Annotated in this window: 12 protein-coding genes; all 12 read right to left on the bottom strand. The window is 41.4% G+C overall.

Features of this window, described 5'->3' with window-relative positions:
* Positions 1-4: 4 nt before the first annotated feature.
* The 12 genes from essC to MHB56_RS22630 are packed head-to-tail and all read right to left on the bottom strand — an operon-like array spanning position 5 to position 12,522.
* Positions 5-3,889 (bottom strand): type VII secretion protein EssC, encoded by a 3,885-nt coding sequence (gene essC, locus MHB56_RS22685; RefSeq protein WP_341144037.1) that lies wholly within the window; start codon positions 3,887-3,889, stop codon positions 5-7.
* Positions 3,890-3,894: 5 nt separating this feature from the next.
* A complete protein-coding gene (locus MHB56_RS22680) occupies positions 3,895-4,722 on the bottom strand; it encodes a DUF5050 domain-containing protein (RefSeq protein ID WP_280752665.1) in 828 nt (275 codons plus the stop codon).
* A 14-nt stretch (positions 4,723-4,736) separates the two neighbouring features.
* The gene (locus MHB56_RS22675; RefSeq protein WP_175623546.1) at positions 4,737-4,967 is read right to left on the bottom strand and encodes an EsaB/YukD family protein; all 231 of its coding nucleotides are present in this window, start codon (positions 4,965-4,967) and stop codon (positions 4,737-4,739) included.
* A gap of 17 nt (positions 4,968-4,984) precedes the next feature.
* Positions 4,985-5,482, bottom strand: coding sequence for a hypothetical protein (locus MHB56_RS22670; RefSeq protein ID WP_341144036.1), 498 nt, complete (start codon positions 5,480-5,482; stop codon positions 4,985-4,987).
* A 14-nt stretch (positions 5,483-5,496) separates the two neighbouring features.
* Positions 5,497-5,979 carry a hypothetical protein gene (locus MHB56_RS22665; RefSeq protein ID WP_036684493.1) on the bottom strand — a complete coding sequence of 161 codons (483 nt, stop codon included), beginning with the start codon at positions 5,977-5,979 and terminating at the stop codon, positions 5,497-5,499.
* Positions 5,980-5,996: 17 nt separating this feature from the next.
* The gene (locus MHB56_RS22660) at positions 5,997-6,191 is read right to left on the bottom strand and encodes a hypothetical protein (RefSeq protein ID WP_076281079.1); all 195 of its coding nucleotides are present in this window, start codon (positions 6,189-6,191) and stop codon (positions 5,997-5,999) included.
* 29 nt (positions 6,192-6,220) lie between these two features.
* Positions 6,221-7,102 (bottom strand): hypothetical protein, encoded by an 882-nt coding sequence (locus tag MHB56_RS22655; protein WP_076281080.1) that lies wholly within the window; start codon positions 7,100-7,102, stop codon positions 6,221-6,223.
* Entirely contained in the window at positions 7,099-8,082 is a 984-nt protein-coding gene (locus tag MHB56_RS22650) for a hypothetical protein (RefSeq protein ID WP_076281081.1), read from the bottom strand. The genes MHB56_RS22655 and MHB56_RS22650 overlap by 4 nt, the downstream gene beginning before the upstream one ends.
* Positions 8,060-9,532 carry an ATPase, T2SS/T4P/T4SS family gene (locus MHB56_RS22645; protein ID WP_076281082.1) on the bottom strand — a complete coding sequence of 491 codons (1,473 nt, stop codon included), beginning with the start codon at positions 9,530-9,532 and terminating at the stop codon, positions 8,060-8,062. Before MHB56_RS22645 ends, MHB56_RS22650 begins: the two co-directional genes overlap by 23 nt.
* Before the next feature lie 13 nt (positions 9,533-9,545).
* A complete protein-coding gene (locus tag MHB56_RS22640; RefSeq protein WP_076281083.1) occupies positions 9,546-10,373 on the bottom strand; it encodes a hypothetical protein in 828 nt (275 codons plus the stop codon).
* Complete coding sequence (locus MHB56_RS22635; RefSeq protein WP_076301355.1) at positions 10,352-11,233, bottom strand: hypothetical protein; 882 nt, start codon at positions 11,231-11,233, stop codon at positions 10,352-10,354. The genes MHB56_RS22640 and MHB56_RS22635 overlap by 22 nt, the downstream gene beginning before the upstream one ends.
* Positions 11,233-12,522, bottom strand: a complete 1,290-nt coding sequence (locus MHB56_RS22630) for an AAA family ATPase (RefSeq protein ID WP_175623547.1) — start codon at positions 12,520-12,522, stop codon at positions 11,233-11,235. Before MHB56_RS22630 ends, MHB56_RS22635 begins: the two co-directional genes overlap by 1 nt.
* Between the last annotated feature and the right edge of the window lie 45 nt (positions 12,523-12,567).

The following is a 12,567-nucleotide window of genomic DNA, read 5'->3' as shown; positions in this document are numbered from 1 at the left end:
CATCCTAAACTCCTACTCCCGCATTAACTCGATTCTCCTTACTCCATACGGCACATCTTAATCCGGTATATTTATTCTTTACAATGAGATAGCCATCACCTTGCTCCCCTTCTTTCTCCTGGGTTCCGTAAGGTAAAGAAACATTGTAAAGATTTTGTTCTTTCATTCTTCCTAGCAAAATCCCGGTCTGTTCTTCTCGGATAGTCTTGCCCAAGGAATCCCAATTAGAGGTAAGATCACTTGTGTTATCTGCCGCTAGAACAGCTACCTTCATACCGCGTTCTTGCTTCACAATTCGTTCAATCAGCTCATGCAGCATGTACTTGTCTCCGCTCGTAAATTCACTTAGACGATCAATAACGAAGATGATCTGCTTCCACTGTTTCATCAGAGCGCCAACGTCACCACCGGACATTCTGCATGAGAGAAGCTCACTGCGTCTAGTTTCCAATTGTTCTTTGATCCCATCAATGAAATTGTCCAAATCATCCACGTTCGATAAATCCGTTACGTAAGACTGTTGTATCAGTTCATAAATGCCCATAGCAGATGAATCCAGCGCATATACCTCTATATCCTGCTTTTCGCTCATCAGCTTCATCCACGATACAAGTAAAGTGCTCTTTCCTGACATAGCCTCTCCAGCTATCATCAGCACTGGTGTTGCAACAAGGTCTATAAACACAGGCTGTAAATCATTATTGCCCAAGCCTATGGCCAGTTGCTCTGTATTATTATTGAGCTGCCGCAGATCAATCGTAGAAGGCATCACCGGAATTGGTGCGGCTCCACTTAGATTCAAAGCCTCCATTCTCTTCAAGATGAGCTCGGTAGCGGAATGTTGATATTCAGGAAGCGAAGTCTGAAATTCCAAAGGCGGCTTGCCTCTTACCAATCCTCTGCCTGCAACCTTTGCGGGTTCCAAGCCTTCCGTTCGTCCTACAATACCATCATATTCACTCTTCTCAGTCATCTGGAAGCTGATCGCCATTTTGAAGTTAACCGAAAATTTATATCTGACCAAAGCACTATTGGTTGCTGTAGCGACCATATAAATACCGTATTTAAAACCTTCACGAGCCAGCAGCACCATTTGAGCGTCAAAATCTTCGTAGGTCTCCGATAAAGCAAAGTAGTTGTCGACTATGACTATAAATGCGGGAAGTTTTCGTCCACTTCTACGGTAATCATTGAACCCTTCACTTCCATTATTTTGAAACAGCGTTCTTCGATCCTCCATAACCCTGAACATAAAGCGCATAAATTGGTCAATTTTATCTTCTTGTTCCAGTGTCATTACCCCACCGACATGAGGAAGCTTCTCCATAGCTTTAAGTGAGCTTCCGCCAAAATCCATAATATAGATATTGACGTCATCCGGCGGATACATCAGAGCCATCGATAAACATAACGTTTTGAGGAACACAGTTTTACCTGTACCCGGCGTTCCATAGACAAACAGATTCCCCTCAGATGCAAAATCTATCTCCAGCGCTTCCTGTCTCTGTCCTCTTGGATCATCCATGAGCCCCACTGGCACACTGAGCAGTTTCTGCTGCTGCGGCCATCTACCTTCTGCTAAGCTATTCGGCAGCAATAAATCGAGGTAGACTACATCAGGCAGTGGCGGTAGCCAAGGCCCCTTCATTGGAGAAATCCCATATTGCTTGGCGGTTTCTGTAATGTATTCAACCATGGCATGGAGCTGGGAAGCGGACTCATTTTTGGAGATTTTCTCTTCTTCAAGCGGAAAGATCTGCTCGCTTCTACCATTCAGAGCTACCTTATAGATTCGTTTGGGCTTGTTCTCCTGTTTCTGTAGTTCGCCTTTCGGATCATAATCAGCACCAGAATACGCAGATTGGAACAACTCAAAGATCTCATCATTTCCGACCTGTATATACGCCCGTCCCGGTTCCTTAATCATGGCCGCATCAGGACGTTTAATAACATCCCTACTGTCAGCCTCATCCTGCACTTTAAGACATATTTTAAATTTCGAGTTACTCCATATCTGGTCATCCACTACGCCGGCAGGCTTCTGGGTGGCAAGGATCAAATGGACGCCAAGGCTTCGACCTACCCGGGCCGTACTTACAAGCTCTTTCATGAAATCCGGTTGATCCTGCTTAAGCTCCGCGAACTCATCCGCAATCATAATCAGATGGGGAATAGCTGGCATGTCACCTTTTACATCTTTGCTATAAAATAATTTCTGGTATTTATCAATATTGTTCACGCCATATTCCGAGAAGACACGTTGCCGCCGCATGAGCTCACTTTTGATAGACAATAGTGCTCTCGTCGTTTGATTTCCATCCAAATTCGTAATGGTACCGACCAGATGAGGCATTCCTTTAAATACATCTGCCATGCCTCCCCCTTTGTAATCGATGAGAACAAAAGCAATATCATGGGGATGGTAATGAATGGCTTGGGATACGATGATACTTTGCAGTAACTCACTTTTGCCAGAACCTGTTGTTCCGGCTACAAGACCATGGGGCCCAAACCCCGTCTCATGCATATCTAAAAATAAAGCTTCTCCGCCAGCTCTCACCCCTATAGGTACGCTCATGCCCATATAGGTTTTGTTGCGGGTCCAGTTCAGAATTACATTTACTTCAGACACCTTTTCGTTCTGTAGCATTTCCATCAGCGTGATGGAGGATGGAAGCGAGAAACTAGCACTTGAATTTTTAATACGAAGCGGTGCGAGCTTTCTCGCGACTAGATCTAAATCATTTATGTCTGCCTGGTCTGGAGTAAACACGATCTTCTCTCCGGTTAATCGATTGGCCATTTCACCACTTTTTCCGTTTAAATGAATAACCGTTTTACAGTTCATGGGCAGATAAGCGGAATTCTTGGCGATAAAAAGGGTTGATACTCCAAGCTTTACACTGCCGTTGTACAAATATTTACTGATTAGCTCATTCTCAAGCAAGGAAGCGTCCTCTACAATAAAGAGATAATGGGGCAATACACCACCGCTCAAAGACCTCATCTCCCGTTCCTTCAAAGAGCCATAAATCTCGGACAAGGTCTGATGGGCAATGGCTTTACCACATAAAAGAAATCTGATATTAAACCCGTCATCCCATAGATGGGGTACAAATTTCAGCCAATCCCATTTCTCAAATTCATCCTCTGCGGCAAGAACAATAACCCTGACATCGTCATAACCATGATGAGTCACAAGCTGTAGCAGCATCAGCTTTATTAGCACAGCTGTTTTATCGCTTTCACCGGCAATCCCGCATATTTCGGAAGTCACCAGATTAACCGTTATGGGAACATTCGAGACCTTCTCGAATTCCATGGCCAATCTCTGCGGCTCCATCAACAGCGGGTCCGTTTCAAGGATGATCGCCTGTTTGGTGTATTTGATGTGCAGTTCCAGCGGTACACTTCCCACCCCGATCCGCAGAGCCAGAAAATCATTATGTGAAGGCGTTTTTTCCCATAGCTTGTTATCCCTGCGCAGGATTCGTTGCACACATTCCGCAGGTTCCGGGCTCATTTCATTCATGGCTTTTACCTGTTGTTCGCGAGCTATCGACAATTCGCTGCGGACATCGGTTATAAATTGAAGATATTTTTCTTCCCGTTCCTTCTTCTTTAGCTTATATTTCCGAATCTGAGAAGTTGCTCCTGTCAATGACCCAATCAGTGTCATTACTGTAGTCGCAACTGAGATCAGTAAATAGATAGACTGTGAAGTCATTGCGATTAATACGGTAATAATCAACATTACGATAGGTGGAAGCAATATTCCGAACCAAGAGATTTCTGGTTTCTCGTTAATCATAGGTGGATTAGGAACATCAATTTCTCCCCGGGGCATATCCGGTAGGAAACGGGGCTGACGACTGAATTCATAGCTCATTAGATCTACCTTCCTATAAAGGTTATTGTCTCCGCCTCTCCACCAAATAGAGAGATTCGATGCCATTCACGACCACTGCAAAAATAAAGATCATTGTCCAGAACATGTAAATAGTCCGCGCTTTCCCCAGATATTCGAATACTCCCTCCATGCAATGGATCCACTCGATATATACTGTTGTCATTTAATCGGTTAGCACAATAAATATATTTGTCATCCGAGCTCATACTAAGGGCATCTATATTGTCTACCACAGTTACCGTATCACGCTCCACATCAAGCAGCGTCAAGCGGTGTCCATTCCCGGCATCTGGAAAACACAGTTTACTTCCTATTCGGATCAGTAAACTTGTAACCATTTCACTAATCCTTTCACTAGCCTCACCGGATTCTATGCTCCTCTTAATCCCATTTGGTGTAGCATAGTAGATTTGTCCTTCATACAAGAGAAAACTCTCCACATGCTCATCAATCAGCTTTATATCACGTTTACCACTAGTAGCACAGCGATACAATCGATGGTCCTCCTCGTGAATATAGTAGATCCAATCTCCATGTCGCTGAAGCTGATAACAAGGTTTGTCTAACAATACTTCTGTATGTCGCTTTACAATATCAAGCTTACAGAGCACATTCCCCTTTAACTGATCACTGTAATAAAGGAAATTTCCAGCCTCATTCATGAACCAGAACAAACCCTCATAATGAATAGGCACTGCTTGATCATTCGCTCTATCTAAAGAATAGGTTCCTGAATAATTTTTAATATCCGTAATAAAAAGAGATTCATCAGCCTTTAGGATTAATCCGCCACTTTGCAGGTTGCTATTCATTTCATTGCCCCTTCTCAGATAAGTGTGAGCAGTGCGCCTTGGGCTACACCTTCTTGATCCAAGGTTTTACTATTACTTAATATTCTGCCTAATGGCTCAGCCTGAAGCTTGGCCCCGCTTCTCTCCTTTAAGCTCAAGGACTCCATTAACATGTCTAACAGTTCTTCTATAGTCACAAACACCGGAACTTTTAGGTCCATTCTTAGAGCTGTATCCGTTTGAAAAGTAACCATTATATAATCCATTCCGATTATTCCTTTCATCAATTCTTAACGGAGAGAATATATTTCCTCTCGCTAATTAACTGATAATCTACTTCTTTGTCTGCTTCTTCAGCGAGCTTTAAGTATCTGGTTTTAAATTTGTATGTTGCCTGTGCTTTCACATTAACTTCTGATACTCTTTGACTGGTTTGGGCATTCTCCATGTTAGAAAAATCTAAACTTACCGTAAAATCATTGTATCTATCATCATTGGATGTAAATGTAAGCACGTTGCCATCATCGGTCTGTTCCGATACATTTAGAGCGCTTTCGAACGCATCTGAAAAGTATTCTTTGAACCTCTCCTCGTTAATCACCGCATCCAGTCCACGTAGCAGTTCATACTCCAAACTCCGATCCTTAGCTGCCCGGCAAGCATTTGAGATCGCAGTGCTCAGCACTACCTTCTCTCTAAATACAATGCCCGTCTCCACCAAAGGCTCCACAACAATTGACACTAGAATAATCAACAATACTCCTACTGCAATATTTTTCACCAAAAGTCATCCTATCAATCTATATAGTAGTCCAGATCCTTATAATGTTTCAGGCCTGTCGTTGACATGGAGAAGTGGACCGGAATTTCACGCTCCAGCTTCTTTCCCCATAAAGTGATAGAGAAAGGATACACAGCTTTAATCTCAACCGTAAGTGGTTCGCCTCTTTGCCGATAAGGTTTATTCCATTCGTTCCCTTCATCGTAATATGAGGTTTCATCATCATTACCAATCGCATTATCATGATCTGCATTAGTGACCGTAATGACAATATCATCGGCTTTATCTCGGTAAATAGGGCGCTCCTGTAATCTCTCCATAACATCCTCATAATACGATTCCTTCAAGTAGTTATCACCAGCTACAATCTGCGAAACACTATACGTCTCTGTGACTAGCGTTAAATACCATGGGAAAAAGAAAGCCAAATTCACAAACAGCAGAATCGTAACCGAAGTCAGTATGGTAAGTAATACTGCCTTTGCTATCCCTTGCATTGTATTTTCACCCCAAATTAGCTAACCATCTTTTTGATCAAATCATCGAATAAAAATGTCCAGATATCATCAACCCATCCTGCCAGTACTCCGCCCTTTAAATAAGTGACTACCACACCAATTAATATAATAACGCCGACCGTAATCGCGATTTGCTTGATGCCTACTTCCCCTTTTTCCTCCACTAGCAATTCCTTTAGATCTGTCTTCATTCGTGTATCCCCCTATAAATAAAATTGGTTTATTGAAACATCTTCATCGAACTCAGAATGGTAAATAAATAGTACATAACGATATAAATGGCCAACACTATAATAAGTAGAAATTGGATTCTTGCACTGCTGCGCTGCCTGCTCTCCAGTTCTTCTTCCAAAGCCCTGATTCTGAAGCCATCTAATTCATTCTTGAGATATGCCATCTGAGACACATTATCGTATCCTTTAAGCCTAGTCTCCATAATGTCGCAGAACTTGATCACATAATGCATTGGAATCCGTTTCTTCAGCTGCTTAAAAGCGAATTCTTCTCCGTAATCAATATTATCCAGCATCACACCAAGCTCCTCGGCTATATCAGGATTTGCACTGGGAATGTAATCCTTAAGCACATCCGAGAAATGTATGTTGACCGACTTTATATACTGGTAATAGACCATACTATAAAAGGCTGGGAAATCCAGGGATATATTTTTGTTCTTCTTATCGATAATCTTCTCCAACTCGACCACCGGATAGAGCCAGCCCAGCATGATGAAGATGGCAGAGATACAGCCAAGCAGGATGTTCACCTTCCATAGCAACAACATAATCACAATAGCACTTAGCGAGTACATGAATTGCTCGGTCCGTATTTCCTCTGGAGTCTTTTGTAGATCAAGTCGGTCAATGATTTTCTTGAATCTTAACCTTTCAGCACTTCCCAATAACCCTTTAACATATTTCATTGCAATTCTTCGTTTATATTGGTTGAACTTCTCTTTTAACGCCGCATTTTTACGCTGCTTGATATATTGACGTGCACGTTTTTTCTGTTTTCTGCTCACAGGTTTAAAGAAGGGGTATAACAATATCTTGATCAAATAAAGGATGGAGAGCATGGCAATCAGCTTAACTAGGAATATCATTTGCGCTCACCACCCATGCCGACGTTCCCTTGGAGTACCTGGCTGCGTGCAAAGCTTAAACAAATGACACTAATCAATATCGTGTTGATCAATTTCCCAACATTACTTACAAGCATAAATTCTCTAAAATCCTTTACAGTTAATGCGTACAAGAAAAAAAGCACAATGATTCCGGTTTTAAACATAAAATCTCGATTCATCTTTCTAAAAATCCGTTCCTTTTTAGAGTTAATCTCGCGCAGCACGGCATTTTCATCTACAATATCGAGGAAAATGTCTGCCATACCTTTTCTTTCGTTATATTCGAAAACCACTGCTTTTTTTGTGAAATTATCAAATTTGGGACCAAGCTGTCTATTTAACAGCGTAATAGCTTGCTTAAAGGAATAGCCGTTGTTATCGCAATTATCTATAAACTGCTGGAAATAGGGTCTAAGATTAGGACTGATATATTCATCGCTCTCCATCACCTTTTTAATAGCTACTAGTACACCTTCACGGGCTAACGGACAAATTACATCTTCGGCATCCATTATATTTTCCAGCCGTTCTGCTTGGATGGCTCTAGACTGCATCACGAAAAAAGTAAACAAGCCTACAAAGATTGAAATCGTGATCACAAGCGAAAGCGTAATGCTATTCATAAGCAGAACCACTAGCAGAGCTATAATAGCAAAACAAATGCAAAGCATTGAGGTGAAGCTCTCCAGTGTAAAAGGCATATTAAAATCTAAAATTAGACCCTCTACCATTCGATTGTATTTCGCATAAATATTTTCCTTCTGCCTGACAATTCGTTCCTTCTTGATCCGGTCGACATAACGCTTTGTGTTATACTTGCCAAGGTACTCTGCGAGGGTATCCATAACGTCGAGAACATATCTTACAGACCCCTGAAAAAACTTGACCTCAAAGATGGCGTTAAATAGTACAAATGCAGCCGTACCAAGAAGTAGACTAATGATTAAAGTTGTATTCATCGAATTCGTACACCTCTGTTTCGCCCTCCAACGGATCCTTGGTAAAGAACTCAAACCTGCTTCTCTTAATTCCGGCCTTGAGCATTAGCTGCTGTATATTCTCCGAGATCTTTCCTACACGTAAATGTCTGCCAACAATTTTGATCATCTTCTTGCCTTCAATCATCTCTTCAATAACATCATCACAATCAAATCTATAGATTTGATTAATCAGTGGATTCAAGCCATCTGAGCCCAAAATCTCTGAAATTGAAGTCACTTTACGCGTACCATCTGCCAGTTTCTCTTGAAAGATTACAAATTTTACAGCACTGCAGATATTTCGTAGAGCAAGTTCCGCTGGCTCATTAGAGGCCATTAGATAGGCCGTTAGAAATCTGAAGATCGCTTCCTTATCCCCCTCTGCATGAAGTGTGGAAAAGAAATAGTGTCCCGTCTGTGCTGCTCGGAGCGCTGTGGCGAATTCACCGGGTGTTCGAAGCTCCCCTGGTCCAATCCAGTGAGGTGATTGTCTCATCGCATTAATAAGCAAATTTTCCATAGTCGCTGGGCTTGAGTCATCATCATCAGGGACCGACTCGTATTGCAACACATCATTCAGCACTCTACCGTGTTCGCTGTTATCTTCTCTTTGAATCAATCTCATCTCCGAAGGATTTTCAATGGTAATGATCCTTGATAGAGGATTGATCTCCTTAACAAGAATTTCATTTAGCGTTGTCTTTCCGCTTCCTGTCGGTCCCACTGTAATCCAGGATAAGTCTGATTTCGGGATCAAAGACAATAATTTATACATGTTTGAGGAGAAGGATTTATTCTCAATAAGCATTTTCGGAACAATACTCTTCTTGCTGAACTTTCGGATCACAAACGCTGGTTGGTCATACGGTGAGATCTCAGCATGAGTGGCATTCACACGATACCCCTCAATCGTTCTGGCATTTACCATGGGTATCTTTGGAATCAGCCGAACCTTGGAGATACCTATAAGCTTGGCGATAATCCGTTCCATATGATCACGATCTGTAAAATGTTGATCCCACTGCAGGCTTCTTCCGCCGCTTTCCACAAAGATTTGATCAGGTCCGTTGGCTCTGATTTCATCTATACTAGGGTCCTCCATAGCCTTGGTAATAGGACCATAGTGAGTGATTTCATTGGTGAGTGCGTTTTTCAACTCTGCTAGGTCATAAAATCCCTCGACAGAAGGTTTCTGTGCATCTACAAATTCATTTATGTAAGCCTTCGTCATTTCACGTTTTCGAGCAGGGTCGCTTTCTCGCCTATAGGCATGTGTCGTTATTTTCGTAATATATTTTTGGCATAACTCCAAAGCCTCATCAAAGCTTATGGTCGTATATTTACTAGCCAGATCCTCCATGTTCTCCTTCGGCCCTACCTGATGCAGTACTTTTTGCTGCATATCGCTAATTTTCGCACGTGTCAGCAAATCGCTCTCCCCTTTACTGATCCGCCAACCGATCGGCCAGTTTTTGGATCTCTTTTTTGAAATATTTATTGATTAGGGGGTTATCTTTTATGTACAGCCTGCCCTCATGTGCACGAACTACGGCATCCTTCACAAGTGGCAGTACAGAAACTATGTTAAAACCCATATCCTTCATAACCTTATAATCAAATTCAACATGCTGAATATTCATCATCACCACACTGGTGAACTTAGCCGTACTTATCCCCACCGATTTAGCATAGTCCAGCAGCTTCACCATATTTATTGTAGCTTCCATCCTCTCTGTTGCCGTAAAGAATCCTATGTGACAATACTTCATGGCACCCAGACAAAATTCCAATGGAGGGTTGTTGGGAATGTCGATCAGCACGATATCAAACATCTGCTTAAGTGTAGTAATTACACGCTCTAAATTTCCAAACTCAAAATCAAAATACTCCTCCATTAGATCCTGTGGACTAGCTGATAACAGGAACAGCTTCTCGTATTTGGTCTGCTGTAATTCATCTCTGAAATCTACCTTGTCGCTTTTCAACACCTTAATTAATCCTTGCCCCTTCTTATGTGCAGGGACATCTAGAAATTGATATAAGTTTGGATAAAACACCTTAAGGTCAACCACACAAGTATTTAGACCCTTTTGAGATAACAAATATCCTAAGTTGCTTATGAGCATGGCATTATCTACACCATCACAAGCAGGTATAAAACCTACTACACTATAAATCAGATTATTCTCTTGAAGTTCGGCACCGACGAGATCCTTAGATGATATTTTCTGAAAAATGCTGTCGATTCCTAATCCTCTTTTCCGATCCACGATTCCACCTCTTTCTCCAAAGTGGGCAATTGGTCAATGATGACATCACTACTTTTTCTGCTCAGTATGGTAATCAGAAATGAATTTCCATTAAGTCCTTTGTATTTGGCATAGTTGTTAATTTGTGCACTCGTCCCCTCGAGAAGTAATGCTTTAGGTTGAATGTTCTTTAAGAAATCCTTACTCTTCATAACATTTTGTTTCTTATCCTCATCCAGTTTCTGCACTTCTTTATATACTTCGTAGATGGAATGACTACTTGCGTTGAGCATATCCTTCACAACAATGCTTTCAAACAATACTTCAGTTTTTTTGATCGTATTCGTGGACTCGGAATAAATAGCGTTTGGATTGCCACCCGCGGTATCCTTCTCCTCTACCTCATAGGAAACACGGATACGAACACGGTCTCCTGGCATTAGAATATCTCCACCAACCTCCAGAAAATTATAAGGAAGCGTCAAGACCTCATTTTCCTCATTCACTTGATACAGCCATTCATTTTTTTGCGGTTTTTCATCCAGTAACTGATCTTTGTAGAGCACGCTGTTTTCTCGAAGATAATATGCGGACAGTTTATCCTTCACCGAATCTATATCTTCAGACAACACCATGTCCTCCGTGTATTCTTTTTTGATAATATTGTATTTCTCAATCATAGGTTCCGTAATGACTACGTAAGCCGGAATACCATCACTCTGCTTCACCCGCAACACCTCTACCACATCGCTGGCATCTTTGCTGGCTTTCGTAATGAACATATATGAAACCACGATGATCAATAGACTAAAGAGCAATGCTGCAACCCGCTTGAACATTTGCTTATTGGGTGTCGCGTTTTTAAGCCCGCTTAAATCCATTAACTACTCCCCTCCAGTAATCTAAGAAGTATATTTCCATATGCCCGCTCATGGTCTTTGTTTGAATATACAAGCGGCACATCGGTTTCAATCTGAGTATCAAAGTCCGTGTCATAAGAGACATGACCTGCCACTTTCATTCCGTATGTAAAGCTTTCTAAAAGACCGGATGTAGCAATTGCACTTACCTTATCTGGTACGAAAATTTCACCTTGAAATCTGGAACGGTCATTATATTTGGTGACAATTACTTTTGATTTAGCATTCAAATAGGCCGTATTTTCCTTATTCAGTGTCTCTTCCACATTCCTCAGAGTGCTTAAAACAGCATATAGATTATTGGGAATACAGAGGCCAAAGCTGTCGATATGGATTAATGCTTCTCGAAATCTGTCTAATAAGTTCAGTGGTAGATCCAATAGGATCAAATTAAATTTGTTTCGGAGTAAGGACAACAGACCGACAAGTTTAGAGCTGGTGTAAAATTGCTCGATTAACTTGGGGTCGGAAAAGCTGTAACCCAGTCCAGCCAGCCATAGATTTTCTTTCAAATGAAAAGCCGTAGTCAAACAATCCTGAGGTCTTGCTAACGTTCGGATGAGAGATGCATTTATATCTTCATCCCGCTTGGTTCGTTCATGAAAGCTGCTAAAATACATATTCGTACTTCGATATTCGATGTCCATATCCACGATTATTACATTCAGACCCCGTTTACTCGCTTCACTTGCAACATTGATAGTTGTGCTAGTAATTCCGCATCCACTATGGCCGGTTATCGCTACAATACGACTAATCCCTCGGCTAATCTTATCAAGCTCCCTAGTAAGGGTATCTGTAGCCTGTAATTCAGTTGGGGCTTTCAGTTTCGGTTTAAAGCGATCCAGAAACGACCCTTTTCTGTCTATACTCTTTTGATTGCTCTTATCGTCGTGAAGTCTGGAATGTTGTTTCAATTGAGGTTTGGTATCGGATAAATGCTCAAGAGCTTCCTGAAATAGTACTGGTGTAATGCGTATGTATTCGTAATTCTTAATTTGGAGATTCGGATATCTATAGCTGAGATTCTCCCATTCTTTATCTTTCCTTATGTGCCTGGTGAGGATTAAAATCTTTACATTTGACTTTTGATTATATAAGAGCCAATTGATTAGGTTATTTAAATCACTCCTGTTCTGTTCCATCCTCAGAGATAATGCATCATCTGTTATTAATATGCTGTCTATAGAAGGATTGATGTTTTGCAAAAACTCCAAAATACCTCCAAGGACTAATTCAGACTCGTTCACTACGTCTATGGTCCGCCTGCAATAATTACCTACTATCTTCTGGAA

Origin of the sequence: Paenibacillus sp. FSL H8-0315, assembly GCF_038005365.1 — a bacterium.
Lineage (GTDB): Bacteria > Bacillota > Bacilli > Paenibacillales > Paenibacillaceae > Paenibacillus_AQ > Paenibacillus_AQ odorifer.
This window is presented reverse-complemented; position numbering and strand designations above follow the sequence as displayed.

Excerpts from the sequence above, each read along its gene's own strand:
- essC (WP_341144037.1), bottom strand. The coding sequence starts at position 3,889 with ATGAGCTATGAATTCAGTCGTCAGCCCCGTTTCCTACCGGATATGCCC.
- MHB56_RS22680 (WP_280752665.1), bottom strand. The coding sequence starts at position 4,722 with ATGAATAGCAACCTGCAAAGTGGCGGATTAATCCTAAAGGCTGATGAA.
- MHB56_RS22675 (WP_175623546.1), bottom strand. The coding sequence starts at position 4,967 with ATGGATTATATAATGGTTACTTTTCAAACGGATACAGCTCTAAGAATG.
- MHB56_RS22665 (WP_036684493.1), bottom strand. The coding sequence starts at position 5,979 with ATGCAAGGGATAGCAAAGGCAGTATTACTTACCATACTGACTTCGGTT.
- MHB56_RS22660 (WP_076281079.1), bottom strand. The coding sequence starts at position 6,191 with ATGAAGACAGATCTAAAGGAATTGCTAGTGGAGGAAAAAGGGGAAGTA.
- MHB56_RS22655 (WP_076281080.1), bottom strand. The coding sequence starts at position 7,102 with ATGATATTCCTAGTTAAGCTGATTGCCATGCTCTCCATCCTTTATTTG.
- MHB56_RS22650 (WP_076281081.1), bottom strand. The coding sequence starts at position 8,082 with ATGAATACAACTTTAATCATTAGTCTACTTCTTGGTACGGCTGCATTT.
- MHB56_RS22635 (WP_076301355.1), bottom strand. The coding sequence starts at position 11,233 with ATGGATTTAAGCGGGCTTAAAAACGCGACACCCAATAAGCAAATGTTC.